General features: G+C 73.1%; 15 protein-coding genes, 1 pseudogene and 1 riboswitch. Of the genes and pseudogenes, 8 read left to right on the top strand and 8 right to left on the bottom strand.

All coding sequences use genetic code 11. The features are described 5' to 3' along the window. Positions 1-16: 16 nt before the first annotated feature. Complete coding sequence (locus FHX71_RS22480) at positions 17-1,246, top strand: Nramp family divalent metal transporter (protein ID WP_182619626.1); 1,230 nt, start codon at positions 17-19, stop codon at positions 1,244-1,246. A gap of 5 nt (positions 1,247-1,251) precedes the next feature. On the opposite strand, the gene FHX71_RS22475 is transcribed toward FHX71_RS22480, so the two are convergent. The 8 genes from FHX71_RS22475 to FHX71_RS22440 form a co-directional block, all read right to left on the bottom strand. Further along, positions 1,252-2,166 (bottom strand): DUF4097 family beta strand repeat-containing protein, encoded by a 915-nt coding sequence (locus FHX71_RS22475; protein ID WP_182619625.1) that lies wholly within the window; start codon positions 2,164-2,166, stop codon positions 1,252-1,254. Continuing rightward, positions 2,166-2,825, bottom strand: coding sequence for a response regulator transcription factor (locus FHX71_RS22470; RefSeq protein WP_182619624.1), 660 nt, complete (start codon positions 2,823-2,825; stop codon positions 2,166-2,168). Before FHX71_RS22470 ends, FHX71_RS22475 begins: the two co-directional genes overlap by 1 nt. Beyond that, complete coding sequence (locus FHX71_RS22465) at positions 2,813-4,216, bottom strand: sensor histidine kinase (protein ID WP_182619623.1); 1,404 nt, start codon at positions 4,214-4,216, stop codon at positions 2,813-2,815. Before FHX71_RS22465 ends, FHX71_RS22470 begins: the two co-directional genes overlap by 13 nt. Positions 4,217-4,302: 86 nt before the next feature. Beyond that, the gene (locus FHX71_RS22460; protein WP_182619622.1) at positions 4,303-5,523 is read right to left on the bottom strand and encodes an acyl-CoA dehydrogenase family protein; all 1,221 of its coding nucleotides are present in this window, start codon (positions 5,521-5,523) and stop codon (positions 4,303-4,305) included. A 50-nt stretch (positions 5,524-5,573) separates the two neighbouring features. Then, a complete protein-coding gene (locus FHX71_RS22455) occupies positions 5,574-6,725 on the bottom strand; it encodes a Gfo/Idh/MocA family protein (protein WP_182619621.1) in 1,152 nt (383 codons plus the stop codon). Between the two features lie 61 nt (positions 6,726-6,786). Further along, entirely contained in the window at positions 6,787-7,473 is a 687-nt protein-coding gene (gene pnuC / locus FHX71_RS22450; RefSeq protein ID WP_182619620.1) for a nicotinamide riboside transporter PnuC, read from the bottom strand. Between the two features lie 114 nt (positions 7,474-7,587). Continuing rightward, positions 7,588-7,724, bottom strand: a riboswitch (FMN riboswitch). A gap of 149 nt (positions 7,725-7,873) precedes the next feature. Next, positions 7,874-8,623: a TetR/AcrR family transcriptional regulator gene (locus tag FHX71_RS22445; protein WP_182619619.1), complete on the bottom strand. Its 750-nt coding sequence runs from the start codon at positions 8,621-8,623 to the stop codon at positions 7,874-7,876. A gap of 10 nt (positions 8,624-8,633) precedes the next feature. Further along, on the bottom strand, positions 8,634-8,891 hold the full coding sequence (locus tag FHX71_RS22440; protein ID WP_182619618.1) for a hypothetical protein: 258 nt from the start codon (positions 8,889-8,891) through the stop codon (positions 8,634-8,636). 23 nt (positions 8,892-8,914) lie between these two features. Between FHX71_RS22440 and FHX71_RS22435 the strand changes: the two genes are divergently transcribed. From FHX71_RS22435 to FHX71_RS22405, 7 genes and pseudogenes are all read left to right on the top strand, one after another. Then, positions 8,915-9,532 carry a DsbA family protein gene (locus tag FHX71_RS22435; RefSeq protein ID WP_182619617.1) on the top strand — a complete coding sequence of 206 codons (618 nt, stop codon included), beginning with the start codon at positions 8,915-8,917 and terminating at the stop codon, positions 9,530-9,532. Between the two features lie 21 nt (positions 9,533-9,553). Further along, positions 9,554-10,483, top strand: coding sequence for an LLM class F420-dependent oxidoreductase (locus tag FHX71_RS22430; protein WP_182619616.1), 930 nt, complete (start codon positions 9,554-9,556; stop codon positions 10,481-10,483). 130 nt (positions 10,484-10,613) lie between these two features. Further along, positions 10,614-11,474 carry a poly(ethylene terephthalate) hydrolase family protein gene (locus FHX71_RS22425; protein WP_182619615.1) on the top strand — a complete coding sequence of 287 codons (861 nt, stop codon included), beginning with the start codon at positions 10,614-10,616 and terminating at the stop codon, positions 11,472-11,474. Positions 11,475-11,541: 67 nt separating this feature from the next. After that, on the top strand, positions 11,542-12,804 hold the full coding sequence (locus FHX71_RS22420) for a uracil-xanthine permease family protein (protein ID WP_182619614.1): 1,263 nt from the start codon (positions 11,542-11,544) through the stop codon (positions 12,802-12,804). Between the two features lie 98 nt (positions 12,805-12,902). After that, positions 12,903-13,601: a TetR/AcrR family transcriptional regulator gene (locus FHX71_RS22415; protein WP_182619613.1), complete on the top strand. Its 699-nt coding sequence runs from the start codon at positions 12,903-12,905 to the stop codon at positions 13,599-13,601. A 71-nt stretch (positions 13,602-13,672) separates the two neighbouring features. After that, a pseudogene (locus tag FHX71_RS22410) lies at positions 13,673-14,623 on the top strand (ABC transporter ATP-binding protein); the annotation flags it as partial. Continuing rightward, a complete protein-coding gene (locus FHX71_RS22405) occupies positions 14,620-16,290 on the top strand; it encodes an ABC transporter permease (protein WP_182619611.1) in 1,671 nt (556 codons plus the stop codon). The pseudogene FHX71_RS22410 and the gene FHX71_RS22405, both read left to right, overlap by 4 nt. The last annotated feature ends 30 nt before the right edge of the window (positions 16,291-16,320 follow it).

Raw genomic sequence — 16,320 nt, 5'->3', positions numbered from 1 at the left:
ACTTTTTGGAGCCCAGATGACTCGCACCGCCGCGCAGCCACGCACCGGCCGCGTCCGCCTCTTCATGCTGCTCGGACCCGCTTTCGTGGCGGCGATCGCGTACGTGGACCCCGGCAACGTCGCGGCGAACCTCACCGCGGGCGCGCGGTTCGGTTACATGCTCGTGTGGGTGCTGGTGGCGGCCAACGCGATGGCGGTGCTGGTGCAGTACCTGTCGGCCAAGCTCGGCGTGGTGACGGGCCAGTCGCTGCCCGAGGTGCTGGGGGAGCGGCTGCCCCGCCCGGCCCGGCTCGCCTACTGGGCGCAGGCCGAGGTCGTCGCCGCGGCGACGGACCTGGCCGAGGTGATCGGTGGCGCCATCGCGCTCAACCTGCTGTTCGGCGTGCCGCTCGTGCTGGGCGGCGTCATCACCGGGGTGGTGTCCCTGCTGGTGCTGGCGGTGCAGCAGAAGCGCGGCCAGCGGGCGTTCGAGGGCGTGGTCACCTCGATGCTCGCCGTGCTCACGGTCGGCTTCTGCGCCGGGCTGTTCTTCTCCCCGCCGGACCCGGCCGCCATGCTGGCCGGTCTGGTGCCGCGCCTGCAGGGCGCGGACTCCGTGCTCCTGGCCGCCTCGATGCTCGGCGCCACCGTGATGCCGCACGCCATCTACCTGCACTCCTCGCTGGCGCGGGACCACCTGCATGCGCCGTCGACGTCGGTGCCGCGCATCCTGCGGGCGACCCGCATCGACGTGGTCCTGGCGCTGATCCTGGCCGGGAGCGTGAACATCGCGATGCTGCTGCTCGCCGCCGCCAACCTCGCCGGCCGCGAGGGGACCGACACCATCGAGGGCGCGCACGCCGCCATCGCGGGGACCCTCGGGCCGGTCGTGGGCGTGCTGTTCGCCGTCGGGCTGCTGGCCTCGGGGCTGGCGTCCACGTCGGTCGGGGCCTACGCGGGCGCGGAGATCATGTCGGGCCTGCTCAAGGTGCGCGTGTCGCTGCTGACCCGGCGCCTGGTCACGCTGCTGCCGGCGATCCTGCTGCTCATGACGGGGATCTCGCCCACCTGGCTGCTCGTCGTGAGCCAGGTGGTGCTGAGCTTCGGCATCCCGTTCGCGATGATCCCGCTCGTGCGGCTCACCCGGGACCGCGAGCTGCTCGGCGAGCACCGGAACGCCCTGACCACCCAGGTGGTGGCCTGGGTGGTCGCGGGCGTGATCGTGGCGCTGAACGTGACCCTGCTCTGGCTCACGTTCACCGGCTGAGCGGCCTACGGGGCGAGGTAGGCGACGGTCCCGTTCGAGCTGCGGATCTCGACCGTGCGCTCGGCGTCCGGGTCGGTGGGCCCCTCGATGATCTCGTCGCCGTTCGACGTCTGGATCGTCAGGGCCACCGGCTCGTCGTCGCTGTGCACGGTGACCCGGCCGTTGCTGGTCTTGCCGTAGACGTTCCCGGCCACGCCCGAGATCTCCACCGACCCGTTGCTGGTCGACGCCGAGGCGTCGCCCGTCACCGTGTCGATCGTGATCCGGCCGTTGCTGGTGTCGCTGGTGACCGTGCCGTCGACGTCCTCCACGGAGATCTCGCCGTTGGAGGTCGAAGCCTCGACGTCGGCGCCGGAGTTCACGACGGTGACGGCGCCGTTGCTGGACCGGGCGGACAGGGGGCCCTCGATGTCGCTGGCCTCGACCCTGCCGTTGCTCGTGCGCAGGGACACGTCGCCGGCCACGCCGCTCGCGACCACGTCGCCGTTCTCGGTGCGTACCACCACCTCGGTACCCGCGGGCAGCGTCACGTCGAGCTCGCCGGAGCAGCGGGCGAAGATGATGGACCACCCGCAGCGGTGGGTGACCTGGAGCCGGTCCGCCGACTCGTCGGCGGCGTACCGGGGCTGGCGCATGCCGCTGTGCGCGACGGCGTCGACCTCGACGTCGCCCTCGGCGACACCGACGGTGACGTCGCCGTCGGCCACCAGCTCCACCGTCCCCGCGGCGTCGTAGGAACGCTGGGTCGTGGTGGTCTCCGACATCATCAGGTCCACGAGGAACAGCCCGCCGAAGCCGACGACGACGGCGCCGAGCACCACGCCGAGCGTGGTCAGGACGCGGGCGGTCGCGCCGCGCTGCGGGGGCTCCGGCTGGTAGCCGGCGTCCTGGACGTAGTTCCCGGAGGATGGCTGGGTCATCAGCGTGATCCGTTCTGGTCGAGCCAGCGCAGCACGGCGAGCACCCGGCGGTGGTCGTCGGCGGCCGGCGGGAGGCCGAGCTTGGTCAGGATGTTGGTGACGTGCTTCTCCACGGCGGCCAGCCCCACGACGAGGCGGTCCGCGATGGCGGCGTTGGAGCGGCCCTCGGCCATCAGCGCGAGCACCTCGCGCTCGCGCCGCGTCAGGACGTCGAGGTCGGAGCCGGGGCGGCGGGCGATGATCTGCGTGACGACCTCGGGGTCCACGACGGTGCCGCCGCCGGACACGCGGGCGACCGCGTCGAGGAACTCGTCGACGTCGGCCACCCGGTCCTTGAGCACGTAGCCCAGGCCGCGCGCGCCGCGGGCGAACAGCTCGCGCGCGTAGCTCTGCTCCACGTACTGCGACAGGACCAGGACCGGGAGGTCGGGGTGCAGGCTGCGCAGGTGCACGGCGGCGCGCAGCCCCTCGTCGGTGTGCGACGGCGGCATCCGGACGTCGGTGACCAGCAGGTCGGGCAGCTCGGCCCCCGCCGCCGACAGCGCCAGCACGAGGCGGTCCGCGGTGCCGTACCCGGTCACCTCGTGCCCCTCCGCCGCGAGCAGGCGGGTGAGGCCGTCCAGGAGGAGGACGGAGTCCTCCGCGATCACGATGCGCACGGGACCTCCACGGTCAGGCGGGTGCCCGCGCCGGGCGGGCTGTCGAGCTCGAAGGTGCCGTCCAGGGCCGCGACCCGGCCGCGCAGGCCGGCGAGCCCGCTGCCGGGGGACAGCTCGGCGCCGCCGCGGCCGTCGTCGGACACCGCGACGCGCAGGCGGGCCGGCCGGTCGTCGGGGACCAGGCTCGCGTGCACCCGGATCATCTCCGCCCCGGCGTGCTTGGCCACGTTGGTCAGGGCCTCGGCGACCACGAAGTACGCCGCGGCCTGCGCCGCGGCGCTCGCGGGCGTCAGGTCGCCCGTGACCTCGACGCGGACCGGGACCGGACTGCGGCCGGCGAGCGCGGACAGCGCCGCGTCGAGCCCGCGGTCGGACAGCACGGCGGGGTGGATGCCGCGGACCAGGTCGCGCAGCTCGGCGAGGGTCTCCTTGATCTCGCGGTGCGCGAGCTCCAGGGCGGCGACGGCGTGCTCGGGGTCCTTGTCGGCCAGGCGGCGGGCCACGCCGAGCTCGACGCCGAGGGCGACGAGCCGCTGCTGGGCGCCGTCGTGCAGGTCGCGCTCGATGCGGCGGCGCTCGGTGTCGGCGGCGGAGACGGCCGCCGTGCGGGACTCGGTGAGCACCGCCGCGCGTTCGCGGGCCGTGTGCGCGGCGGCCTCGGCGACGCGGGTCTCCTGCTCGGCCGCGGCGGCGCGGGCGTCGGCCACCTCGGCCGCCGACGGGCCGAGCAGCACCGTCGCGAGGCGCACCACGAGGTAGGACCCGTACTGCGCGAGGGCGGCGGCCGCCCACACGAGCACGACGGCCGCGGCCAGCGCGCCGACGACGACGGCCGCCCACGGCAGGCCGGACCACTGTGCGAGCGAGCTGTCCCGGCCCACGAGCGTGAAGGCCACGCCGGCGACCGCCCCGGCCGCGAGGGCGGTGGCGCCCGAGAAGAACACGCACGTGGTGAGCATCCCGAGGAAGGCGTAGAGCGTGGCCGACCAGGCCCGGTCGTCGCGCACGGGTGCCCACAGCCGGGACCACGGGGTGGGCCGGGCGGGCGCCGGCCTGCGCCGCGGGGCGGGCACCCGCACCCCGGTCTGGCGGGCGATGCGGGCCCGCTCGGCGGTGCCGAAGCGCCGGGCGAGCAGCAGGCAGAAGGCGAGCATCGGCACGCCGACGCCGAGCGCCGGGACCAGGCCGGCCGAGACCAGGACGAGGGCCCAGAGGACCAGGCCGGCCGTCAGGTGCCAGATCCAGCCGACGGCCAGCGCGGCGACCGCGCGCCGGGTCGCGGGGTGGTACGGGGCCCGGAAGAACCCCGTGCCCGAGGTCAGCGCGGGCGCGACATGGTCCGCGAGGGTGCGGGGCGGGGGCGCCGGCGTCGGGCCGTCATCGCTGGTCATGGTCATGACCCTAGGCGGACCGGCGCCCCCGGAACACTGAGCGAACCCACCCGGTCCGGGTGGGGTTTTCCCTACCTCGGAACCGCCTAGGCGAAGGCGCTGGTGCCCGTGATCTCGCGGCCGATGATCAGGGCCTGCATGCTCTCGGTGCCCTCGTAGGTGTGCAGGGCCTCGATGTCGGCGAAGTGCCGGGCCACGCGGTTCTCCAGCAGGATGCCGTTGCCGCCGAGCAGGTCGCGGGCGATGGCGGCGATCTCGCGGGCGCCTCGGGTGCACGTGTACTTGGCGAGCGAGGCCTGCGGGCCGGTGAGCTGCTCGGCCTCGTCGAGCCGCGTCATCTGCTTCACGAGGAGCTGCATCTGCGTGAGGATCGACAGCATCTTCGTCAGGCGCTCCTGCACCATCTGGCTCGCCGCGAGCGGGCGGCCGAACTGCACGCGCTGCTGGGAGTAGGCCACGGCGGTCTCGTAGCAGGCGATGGCCTGCCCGACGGCGCCCCAGGCCACGCCGAGCCGCGTGGCGAACAGGACGCGGCCGGTGTCCTTGAACGACCGCGACTTCGGCAGCAGGCAGTCCGCCGGGACGAACACGTCGTCCAGCACGATGTGCGCCTGGTGGATGGCGCGCAGCGAGAGCTTGCCCTCGATGGTCGTGGCCCGGTAGCCAGGGGTGTCCTGCGGGACGATGTAGCCGTGCACCTGGCCGTCCTCGCCGCGCGCCCAGACCACCGAGATGTCGCCGATCGAGCCGAAGCCGATCCACTTCTTCTCGCCGTTGATGACGTACCCCTCGACGCCGTCCCGCGTCTCCTTGACCGCTGAGGTCTCCAGGCCCACGGAGTCCGAGCCGTGCGTGGGCTCGGTGAGCGCGAAGGCGCCCAGGATCTCGCCGCGCGCCATCGGGCCCGCGTACTTCTCGATCTGCTCGTCCGAGCCGAGCATCGTGATGGAGCGCAGCGCGAGGCCGCCCTGCACGCCGCAGATGGTGGTCACGGACCCGTCGCCGCGCGACATCTCCATCGCGGACAGGCCCTCCGCCATCTTGGAGATCTTCCGGAAGCCGGGCACGTCCACGCCGTCGCGCAGGAAGTCCAGCTCGGCCATGCGCTTGACCAGGTCCATCGGGACCTCGTACCGCTCCCAGTACCCGTCGATGACGGGGAGGACCTCGTCCTGCACGAACTGGCGGACGGCGAGCTGCTGTGCCCGCTCCTCCTCCGTGATGTCGGCGAAGGCGCCGGCGAAGTCGATGTCGAGCGGCTGCGTGAGGTCGTAGTCGGGCGCCGTCACCCCGGGGGTCTGAGTCATGCTTCCCATGGTGCGCCGGTACCCAATCTCAGGTCAAGCGATACTACGTCTCACGACGTCTCCGCCCCGGCGTGGCGGCAGACTCGCCCGTGCGCCCACGGCTGCGGCCGGGTCCGCACCCGCTCGCCCGACGCCGCGGCCCGCCGCACCTCGAGCTGGAGGTACTGGTCCTGGGCCGCCTCGGCCACGGAGTACGGCGGCGTCGACCCGTGCAGCACGTGGTCGGCCATGTCGGCGACGATGCGCGCGATCGACAGCTCGTCGTCGGGCAGGCGGGCCGGGCGGAACGCGTTGTGGTGCAGCCACTCGCCGTCGAGCGCGTAGCCGCGCAGGAACAGGCCCTCGTGGCTGCCGGCCCCGCCCGCCGCCACCCGCTCCAGCGTGGCGCGCCGGGGCTGCCCGTCGGTGCCGACCGTGCGGACGACGTCGTCGCGCAGCTCGCCCCGCTCGCCGCGCACCAGCAGCGCGGGGGAGCGCACCCAGGAGCGGTACTGGACGTCGTCGAACTCGTAGGTGCCGAGGCGGTCGCCGTAGTCCAGCCAGGCCGTCGCGTGCACGGTGTCCACGAGGGCGAGGTCGTCCGGGTCGCCCGCGCGGCTGGGGCTCGGCAGCACCCGGCGGACGTCGCGCCGGGCGGTGATCTCGGTGTCCTCGAACCCGGCGCCGAGGGCCCGGCGCAGCACGCTGATCCCGTGGTAGTCGTGCGCGACGGCGACGTGGGCGTCGGTCACGGCGCCCAGCAGGCCCGACGCCGCGACCGCGAGCTGCGCCTCGACCAGCGGCTCCAGGTGGTATTGCTCGGCGACGTGCACGCAGGCGCCGTCGTCCACGAGCCGCTGGAGCGCGGCGAGCTCCTCGACGGTGCCGGCCGCGGGTGTCTCCGTCAGCACGGGGACGCCCGCGGCGGCGAGGTCGCGGATGACGGGCTGGGCCGCGCCCGCCGGGAGGGTCAGCAGCACGAGGTCCGGGGCGCCGCCGTCGAGCAGCTCGGGCACCGAGGCGTAGGCCGGGGCGGGGAGCCCCGGGAGGCCGGCGGCGGGCAGGCCGCGCGCCGCCAGCGCCTCCCGGTCCGCCGCGTTGCGGGTGGCCACGCCCGCCACCTCGAACCGGTCCGGCAGCGCGTGCAGCACCCGCAGCATGGTGCGGGCGCGGAAGCCCGAGCCGACGATCCCGATCCTGGCCGTGCGCTCCTGTGCGTTCACGAGCGCCGACGGTACGCGATCGGGTGGCGGCCCCAGGGCGCCGGCTCAGGACGCGGAGGGATCAGGCCGCGGCGACCGTGACCCCGTCCGGGCCGACCTGCTCCCGGCGGCTGATGCGCCACCACGCGAAGAAGCCGATCAGCGTGAACACGCCGTAGACCACGTACATCAGGGCGGTCGCCCAGTACCCGGCGGAGAACAGCAGCGGCACGCCGACCAGGTCGACGGCCACCCAGATCAGCCAGAACTCGACCCAGCCCTTGGCCATGCCGTACGTGGCGAGCACGGAGCCCATGAAGATCCAGGCGTCCGCCCAGACCGGCTCGTAGGAGCCGAGGGCGCGGAAGAGGGGGGTGAGCAGCAGCGTGCCGGCGAACATCCCGGTCACCAGGCCCACGCGCGCCCGCCAGGAGGCCCAGCGCGGGTGCACGGCCACGGTGCCGACGCCGCCGATCCGCTGGGTCTGCCGCCAGCGGTACCAGCCGTAGACCGAGACGGCGATGAACATGATCTGGCGGGCGGCCTGGCCGAGCATGTCGGCGCGTCCCGTCTCGCCGAACCAGGACCCCATGAACACGGTGAAGAGCACGACGTTGCCGACGATGCCCACCGGCCAGGCCCACACCTTGCGACGCAGCCCGCCGAGCGCGGAGGCCAGGCCGAACAGGTTGCCGATGACCTCGCGCCAGTAGATCTGCTGGTCGCCGACCAGGAACGTCGCGTCGTAGGCGGCGCGGAACCAGTCCATGTCTCTTCCCTCTTCCGAAAGTCCGCACAGGGACTCCGGGGTGAGGGCCGGCGCGCCACGAGGGCGCCGACGACGGCGTGGTGCCGGGACCCCGAGGGGTCGACGGCGCGCGCCGCACGTGCTTCCTCCCATCCGGACTTTAACCGTCGGTCCTGGAATCTCACCAGGTCAACCGGGCTCTCCCGAAGGAGCGACCCGGGTCGCGGACTATCACCGCCGGCTCGGAATTTCACCGACCCCGGAGCACGTGTGCAACTGCTGCTGCACGATGTCTAGCGGAACACAGGATGCCACGGCGGCATTCCCGCCCGGAAGCGCCCCGTGTCAGACGTACAGGTCCCCCGAGGGACCTGTACGTCTGACACGGGGTGAGGCCGGCGCGTGAGGTCGGCGCGTCGGGTCAGACCAGCGCGTCGCGGACGGCGCGGGCCACCTCGTCGGGCCCCGCAACGCCCTCGACGACGGTCACGACGACGCGGCGGGTGACCGGTGTGCCGTCGTCGGCCAGGGGGCTGGCGGCCGTGCCGAGCACGGCGGCCCGGCGCAGGTCGGCGAACGCCTCCTCCAGCTCCGGGCGCAGCTCCAGCGACGGCGTGCGCAGCCAGCGCCGCAGGATCGCGTTGTGCACCGCGACCACCGAGGCCGCGAAGGCGATCGACGCCGTGGAGGCGGACCGCTCGGGCGGCAGGGTGTCGCGCAGGTAGTGCGTGAACGCCCGCTCGTAGCGGTGCGTCGTGATGAGCTCGCGGTCGCGCAGGGCCGGGACCTGCTGCAGCAGGGCGTACCGGGCGAGCGACGTCTCGCGCTGGCCCACGTGGTGGTCGAACACCATGCGCGCCGCGCGGCACACCTCGAGGTACGGGTCGACGTCCGCGTCCCAGGCGCGGCCCAGGTCGTGGCCCGACTCCTCGCTCGCCCGCGCGTCGGGCCGGGTCGCGGCCAGCATCACCACGACCTCCTCGAGCAGCAGCTCGTGGTCCGCGAAGACCACGTCCTCCTTCGAGCGGAACCGGCGGAAGAACGTCGCGCGGCTCACCTTCGCGGCGTCGGCGATCTCCTCGACGGTGGTTCCCTCGTACCCCTGCCGAGTGAACAGGTCCACCGCAGCGTCGACGGCCTGCGCGTGCGTGTGGGTACGGACGGCGGTCATGCCAGGCAGGCTACCGCGTGTCCCACGGCCGCCGTGAAGAGTCTTTGAGCGAAGTATGGGGCTCATGATGCGAATTTTCCCGTTTGCCGGAGATCTTCCCTGACTGCAGTCTGCGCAGGTAGCGCACCTCGCGCACGGCCGTCAGCAGGCCGAGAACACCGGGTACCGCGGACCACGGATGACCGAGCACGAGGCCCACCAGGCACACCAGGAAGATCACCCCGCCGACGACGACGGTGGCGAGACTTCCCCATCGGATCCCGGTCACGCAGTGAGCGTAGTCTGCTGCGCGTGACCGAGACCGCTGCCCGTCCCGTCGTCGACGTCTACGTCGACCCCCTGTGCCCCTTCGCCTGGATCACGTCGCGCTGGGCCCTCGAGGTGGCCCAGATCCGCGACGTCGAGCTCACCTTCAAGCTGATGAGCCTCTACCTGCTCAACAAGGACCGGGACATCCCCGACGACTACCGCGCGCGCATCGAGCGCTCCCGCGGGATCGGCCGCATCGCCGCGGCCGTCCAGACCGACCACGGCCCCGAGGCGTTCTCCGCCTTCTACACCGCCGCCGGCACGCGCATCCACAACCAGCAGGACAAGGACTTCGACGCCGTGGCCGTCGCGGCGCTCGCCGAGGCCGGCCTGCCCGCCGAGCTCGCGGCGGCCGGCGCCTCCGAGGACTACGACGAGGAGCTCGCCGCCTCCCACGAGGCGGGTATGAAGCCCGTCGGTGACGACGTCGGCACGCCCACCATCCACGTCGACGGCGTCGCCTTCTTCGGCCCCGTGCTCACGCGCATCCCGCGCGGCGAGGAGGCGGGCGCGCTGTTCGACGCCTCCGTGACGCTGGCGCGGTACCCGTACTTCTACGAGATCAAGCGGTCGCGCACCACCGACCCCCAGTTCGACTGACCCACCGGCACCAGAGGAAACATGACTCTCGACCTGCGTATCTTCACCGAGCCCCAGCAGGGCGCGTCGTACGACGACCAGCTCGCCGTCGCCCAGGCGACCGAGCGGCTCGGGTTCAGCGCGTTCTTCCGCTCCGACCACTACCTCGCGATGGGCGACCGGGACGGCCTGCCCGGCCCGACCGACTCCTGGGTCACGCTCGCTGGCCTGGCCCGCGAGACCTCCACGGTGCGGCTCGGCACGCTCGTCTCGTCGGCGACGTTCCGGCACCCCGGCGTGCTGGCGATCCAGGTGGCGCAGGTGGACCAGATGTCCGGCGGCCGCGTGGAGCTGGGCCTCGGCACCGGCTGGTTCGCCGCCGAGCACGCGGCCTACGGCATCCCGTTCCCCGACAAGCGGTTCGGCATCCTGGAGGAGCAGCTCGCCGTCGTCACCGGCCTGTGGGGTACGCCCGTCGGCGAGACGTTCTCCTTCTCGGGCGAGCACTACCAGATCACCGACTCGCCGGCGCTGCCCAAGCCCGCGCAGTCCAAGATCCCCGTGCTGGTCGGGGGCGGCGGCCCGCGCCGCACCCCCGCCCTGGCGGCGAGGTACGGCGACGAGTACAACCAGTCGTTCCCGGAGATCAGCGAGATCGGCCCGCGGATCAAGGTGATCGAGAAGGCCCTGTCCGACGCCGGGCGCGAGCCCGGGTCGATCGTCCAGTCCGTGGCGCTCGTCGCCGCGATCGGCAAGGACGAGGCCGAGTTCACGCGGCGCGCCGCGGCGATCGGCCGGGAGCCGGCCGAGCTGCGCGAGCACGGCATCGCCGGCACCGTCGCCGAGGCCGTCGACCGGCTCAAGGCGCTCGAGGCCGAGGGCGTCCAGCGGGTCTACCTCCAGGTGCTGGACCTGGCGGACCTCGACCACCTCGACCTGGTCGCGCGCGAGGTGCGCCCCCAGCTCGGCTGACGTCGCTCCCGCCTGCTCCCGGGCCGTCCCGCCACCCGGCGGGGCGGCCCGTGCGCTTCCGCAGGCCGTCGGGGTGAATGTTCCTTAGGGTCTTCTCAGCCGCTCCTCGCGACGACCCCAGGAGAAGTCCATGCAGAGCATGTCTCGTGTTGCCCGTGCTTCTCTGGCCGTGACGGTGCTGGCCGCCGGGACGCTCGTCGGCCCGGCCGCAGCCTCCGCCGACGACGGCCTCCGGCGCGGCCCGGACCCCTCCGAGGCGAGCGTCGAGGCGCCGCTCGGCCCGTTCGACGTCGAGGTGGACGTCATCTCCCGGGCCGCGGCCGACGGGTTCGGCGGCGGCACCGTCTACTACCCGGCCGACACGTCCGAGGGCACGTTCGGGGCGGTCGCCGTCTCGCCCGGCTACACGGGCACCCAGGCGAGCATCGCCTGGCTCGGGCCGCGGATCGCCTCGCAGGGCTTCGTCGTCGTGACGATCGACACGAACTCCCCGGCCGACTCGCCCGCGCAGCGCGGCGACCAGCTCCTCGCGGCGCTGGACCAGCTCCAGGAGACCGAGGCCGCGGACCGCGTCGACCACACCCGGCAGGCCGTGATGGGCCACTCGATGGGTGGCGGCGGCAGCCTGGAGGCGGCCAAGGACCGGCCGGCGCTGCGCGCCGTCGTGCCCCTCACGCCCTGGAGCGTGGACAAGACGTTCCCCGAGGTCAGCGCGCCGACGCTGATCGTGGGGGCCGAGGACGACACGGTGGCCCGGGTGCGGCTGCACGCCGAGCCGATGTACGAGTCGCTCCCGGCGGACGGCGACAAGGCGTACCTGGAGCTGCGCGGCCTGGGGCACGACGCGCCCACCCTGCCGGGTGCGACCGTCGCCCGGTACGGCATCTCGTGGCTCAAGCTTTACGTGGACGACGACGAGCGCTACGCGCAGTTCCTCTGCCCAGCCCCGGAGCCGGACGAGCAGATCAGCGAGTACCGCAGCAGCTGTTGACCGGGCCGTAACCCGCCGACCGCTAAGATCCGCGCGACACTTTCGTTGCGAGATCAAGGACAACACAATGCGACTCGGCTGGAAGCTGCACGGTGACGGCGCCCGTATCGCCCCCGGTGAGGTGGTGGCCCCGAACGAGCGGCTGAGCTGGCCGCGCACCGTGGGGATCGGTCTGCAGCACATCGTCGCGATGTTCGGCGCCACGTTCCTGGTGCCGGTCCTCACGAAGTTCGACCCGGCGACCACGCTCTTCTTCTCGGCCATCGGCACCATCGCCTTCCTGCTCATCACGGGCAACAGGCTGCCGAGCTACCTGGGGTCGAGCTTCGCGTTCATCGCGCCGATCACCGCGGCGACGGCGTCGGGCGGGCAGTCCGTCGCCGTCGGCGGCATCCTCGCCACCGGCCTGCTCCTGGCCCTCGTCGGTGTGGTGGTGCACTTCGCCGGAGCGCGCTGGATCCAGCTCATCATGCCGCCCGTGGTCACCGGTGTGATCGTGGCGCTCATCGGGCTCAACCTGGCGCCGGTGGCGTGGAGCAACTTCCAGCTCGCCCCGCTGACGGCCGTGGTCACCCTCGCCTCGATCATCCTGATCCAGGTGCTGTTCCGGGGGATCGTCGGCCGGCTCGCGATCCTGCTCGGCGTGGTGATCGGCTACGCGTTCGCGAGCGTGCGCGGTGAGGTCGACTTCTCCCCGGTGACCAAGGCCGGCTGGCTCGGCCTGCCGCACTTCACCGCGCCGTCGTTCGACCCGAGCGTGCTCGGCCTGTTCCTCCCGGTGGTCCTGGTGCTCATCGCGGAGAACGTGGGGCACGTGAAGTCGGTGGCCGCGATGACCGGCCGCGACTACGACAAGCTCACCGGCCGGGCCCTTCTGGCCGACGGCGTCGCGACGACCCTCGCCGGCCTCGGCGGCGGCTCGGGCACCACCACGTACGCGGAGAACATCGGCGTCATGGCCGCCTCCCGCGTGTACTCCACGGCGGCCTACTGGGTGGCCGCCTTCGGCGCGCTGGTGCTCAGCCTCTCGCCCAAGTTCGGTGCGCTGATCAACACCGTGCCTGCGGGCGTGCTCGGCGGCGTCACGACCATGCTCTACGGGATGATCGGCATCCTCGGTGCCCGCATCTGGGTGCAGGCGAAGGTCGACTTCTCCGACTCGGTGAACCTGACCACGGCGGCCGTGCCGCTGATCATCGGTATCGCCAACTTCACGTGGATCGTCGGCGACCTGGAGTTCGGCGGCATCGCGCTCGGCACCGCGGCCGCACTGGTGATCTACCACGTCATGCGCGCCATCGGCCGCTGGCGGGGCACCGCCCAGGGCTGACCCCCACACCACGTGTCAGACGTACAGGTCCCTCCCGTGACCTGTACGTCTGACACGGGTATGGACACCGGGCTGAACGCGTGTCTAGCATGTTGAACATGCGTTCAGCCCGTTCGGATCGTTCGACCAGCAGCTCCCGCAACGGCCCCGTCGACGCCGACGACCTCACCGCCCGCGCCCGGATCCGCGACGCCGCGGTGCGCCGGTTCGCGGTGGAGGGCTTCGGCGCGTCGGTCCGGACCATCGCGGCCGACGCCGGGGTGAGCGCCGGGCTCGTGATGCACCACTTCGGCACCAAGACCAAGCTGCGGGCCGAGTGCGACGCGCAGGTCCTGGCCACGATCCGGCGGCTCAAGGAGGAGAACGTCGCCACGGTCGCGGCGGGCCAGAGCTTCCTCCAGCGGTTCGCGGCCGCCGACGAGAACGCCCCCGTGCTCGGCTACGTGCTGCGGTCCATGCAGGACGGCAGCCCGCTGGCCCGCGAGTTCATCGACCACATGGTCACCGACGCCGTCGGCTACACCCGGGACGGGGTGGCCGCCGGGGTGATCGTGCCCAGCCGGGACGACGCCGCGCGCGCCCGCTACCTCACGCTCTCGTCCCTCGGCGCGCTGCTGCTCGAGGTGACGCTCGACCCGCCGTCGGACCCCGACGACCTCGCGGGCATCGTCCGCAACTACCTCACGAACAGCTACCTGCCGATGATGGAGCTGTTCACCGAGGGCTTCCTCACGTCTCGCCGCACGCTCGACGAGTACCTCCTGTACGTCAACGAACCGGGAGCGAACAACTCATGACCGTGACACCTGCGATCGAGATCCACGACCTGCACAAGTCCTTCGGCAGCGTGAAGGCCCTCGACGGCCTGAACCTGACCGTCCGTCCCGGCGAGGTCGCGGGGTTCCTCGGCCCCAACGGGGCGGGCAAGTCCACCACCATCCGCGTCCTGCTCGGCCTGCTGCGGCCCGACGCCGGACGGGCGGCGCTGCTCGGCGGCGACCCGTTCGCCCAGGCGGTCGACCTGCACGGACACCTCGCCTACGTGCCCGGCGACGTCACGCTCTGGCCCAAGCTGACCGGCGGGGAGGCCATCGACCTGCTGCTCCGGCTCCGCGGCGTCAAGCCCGACCGGGCGCGCAAGGACCGCATGCTGCAGCGCTTCGAGCTCGACCCCACCAAGCGGGCCGGCACCTACTCCAAGGGCAACCGGCAGAAGGTCGCCCTGGTCGCCGCGCTCAGCGCCGACGCCGAGCTGCTGGTGCTCGACGAGCCCACGTCCGGGCTGGACCCCCTCATGGAGGCCGTGTTCCAGGACTCGATCCGTGAGGCGACGGCGCAGGGCACCTCGGTGCTGCTCTCCAGCCACATCCTCGGCGAGGTCGAGGCCCTGTGCGACACCGTGACGATCATCCGCAACGGCAAGGACGTGCAGTCCGGCACGCTCGCCGAGCTGCGCCACCTCACGCGGTCCAGGGTCACCGCGGTGGTCACGGGCGACGTCGGCGGGCTGGAGGCGCTCGCTGGCGTGCACGACCTGGTCGTGACCGACGCAGGGGGCGCCGGGAGCGCCGCGCCGTCCGGGTCGTCCGGGGGAGCGGGCGCCGTGCGCGTCGCCTTCCACGTGGACGACGACGCGCTCCCGCAGGTCACGAAGGCCCTGGCGAGCCTGGAGCCGCACGGCCTGACCATCGAGCCGCCGTCGCTGGAGGAGCTGTTCCTGCGGCAGTACGGCGACGAGCTGGAGCGGCTCGAGGACGCGCCCGCCGGCCGCGGTTCCGTGAAGGACGGCCGCGGCTCCGTGAAGGCGGGCCGGCGATGACCGCCGCGACGCTTCCGGCGGTCCCGGCGCTGGAGCGCCCGGCACTGGCGCTGCGGGGCGCGTTCGCGGGCACGGGCGATCTGCTGCGGCTCGCGCTGCGCCGCGACCGCGTGCTGCTGCCCGCCCAGGTCGCGGTCTGCGTCCTGCTGTTCGTCAGCACGCTGAGCTCCGTGTCCGAGCTGTACGGCACCCAGGAGCAGCGCGACACCATCCACGCCACCCTGGTGAGCAACCCGGCCTTCCTGGTGCTGCTCGGGCCGTACGAGAACACCGGGTCCGTCGCGTCCACGGTCTCGTGGCGCGTCGGCATCTTCATGGTCGCCGTGTTCGGGGTGCTCGCCGTCATGGCCGTGGTGCGGCACACGCGCAAGGAGGAGCAGCTCGGCCGCCTGGAGCTGGTGCGGGCCGCCCGCGTGGGTTCCCTCGCGCCGCTGGTGACCGGCCTGGTCGTCGGGGTGATCTTCTCGGTCGTCTCGGGCGCGCTGACCGCCGCCGTGGTGTGGCCGGAGGGGCCGTCGAGCGGCGCCGTCGCGCTCGGCGCGCAGGTCGTGGCCGTCGGGCTGGCGGCGTCCGGCATCGCGGCGGTGACGGCGCAGGTCGCGTCGTCGTCCCGCGGGGCGAACTCGCTCGGCGTGTGGATCGTGATCGGCGGCTACCTGTTGCGCGGCGGCGCCGACGTCGACCCGGACGCGCTGGGCTGGCTGCACTGGGTCTCGCCCGTCGGGTGGGCGCAGCAGATCGACCCGTACGGCGCGAACGACTACCGGCCGTTCCTGCTCTGCGTCGGCGTGCTCGTCGTGGGCGGGCTGGCCGCGGCCTGGCTGACGCTGCACCGCGACCTCGGGGCGGGCCTGATCGCGGAACGGCGGGGGCCCGCGCACTCGGCGTCGCTGACCTCGGCCGCCGCGCTCATGGTGCGGCTGACCCGGTCGTCGTTCGTGATCTGGGCCGTCTCGATCGGCGTCTACATGTTCTTCGTGGGCTACCTCATGGCGACGGCCGGGGAGCTGGTGACCCAGAACGAGCAGTTCGCGGGCTACATCGCCGCGATGGGCGTCCAGGGCTCCGACATCGCGGCGGGCTTCGCCGCGCTCATCATGTCCTGGACGGCGTACGCGGGGGCGGGGTACGGGGTCACCGTGCTCCAGGACGCCCGCGCCGAGGAGTCGCTGGGCCGCACCGAGGTGGTGCTCGCCACGCGCGCGTCCCGCCCCGGATACCTGGGCGCGTGGCTGGCCGGCGCGGTCGGCGGGGCGGTGCTGCTGCTCGGCATCGCCGGGCTCGCCCTCGGCGCGGGCAACGCGCTCGCGTCCGACACGGGCTGGGGCACCTCGCTCGGCGACGGCCTCGGCGCGGCCGTCGTCCACCTGCCGGCCGTCCTGGTGGTGATCACGCTCACGGCGGCGCTCCTCGGCTGGTTCCCACGGCTCGTGGGTCTGGGGTGGGCCGTCATCGCCGCCAGCTTCCTGGTGACCCTGCTCGGCAGCCTGCTCGACCTGCCCGACGCCGTCGTCGACCTGTCCCCGTTCGCGCACGCCCCGGCCGTCCCCGCGGTGGCCTGGGCCGACGTGGACTGGGCCCCGCTGGGCTGGCTGCTGCTCGTCGCGGCGGGGCTGCTGGCGCTCGCGTTCACGGGCTACCGGCGGCGCGACGTACCGGTGGTCTGACCAGCGCCGGGCTACTGGCCCGGCGTCAGT

Source organism: Promicromonospora sukumoe (assembly GCF_014137995.1).
Lineage (GTDB): Bacteria > Actinomycetota > Actinomycetes > Actinomycetales > Cellulomonadaceae > Promicromonospora > Promicromonospora sukumoe.
The sequence above is the reverse complement of the archived record's forward strand: the minus strand, read 5'-3'. Positions and strand labels throughout refer to the sequence as shown.

Bases quoted from the DNA above. Each gene is read 5' to 3' on its own strand.
- pnuC (WP_182619620.1), bottom strand. From the start codon at position 7,473: ATGGACTGGTTCCGCGCCGCCTACGACGCGACGTTCCTGGTCGGCGAC.
- FHX71_RS22430 (WP_182619616.1), top strand. From the start codon at position 9,554: ATGACTCTCGACCTGCGTATCTTCACCGAGCCCCAGCAGGGCGCGTCG.
- FHX71_RS22460 (WP_182619622.1), bottom strand. From the start codon at position 5,523: ATGACTCAGACCCCCGGGGTGACGGCGCCCGACTACGACCTCACGCAG.
- FHX71_RS22425 (WP_182619615.1), top strand. From the start codon at position 10,614: ATGCAGAGCATGTCTCGTGTTGCCCGTGCTTCTCTGGCCGTGACGGTG.
- FHX71_RS22480 (WP_182619626.1), top strand. From the start codon at position 17: ATGACTCGCACCGCCGCGCAGCCACGCACCGGCCGCGTCCGCCTCTTC.
- FHX71_RS22415 (WP_182619613.1), top strand. From the start codon at position 12,903: ATGCGTTCAGCCCGTTCGGATCGTTCGACCAGCAGCTCCCGCAACGGC.
- FHX71_RS22405 (WP_182619611.1), top strand. From the start codon at position 14,620: ATGACCGCCGCGACGCTTCCGGCGGTCCCGGCGCTGGAGCGCCCGGCA.
- FHX71_RS22445 (WP_182619619.1), bottom strand. From the start codon at position 8,623: ATGACCGCCGTCCGTACCCACACGCACGCGCAGGCCGTCGACGCTGCG.
- FHX71_RS22465 (WP_182619623.1), bottom strand. From the start codon at position 4,216: ATGACCAGCGATGACGGCCCGACGCCGGCGCCCCCGCCCCGCACCCTC.
- FHX71_RS22475 (WP_182619625.1), bottom strand. From the start codon at position 2,166: ATGACCCAGCCATCCTCCGGGAACTACGTCCAGGACGCCGGCTACCAG.
- FHX71_RS22420 (WP_182619614.1), top strand. From the start codon at position 11,542: ATGCGACTCGGCTGGAAGCTGCACGGTGACGGCGCCCGTATCGCCCCC.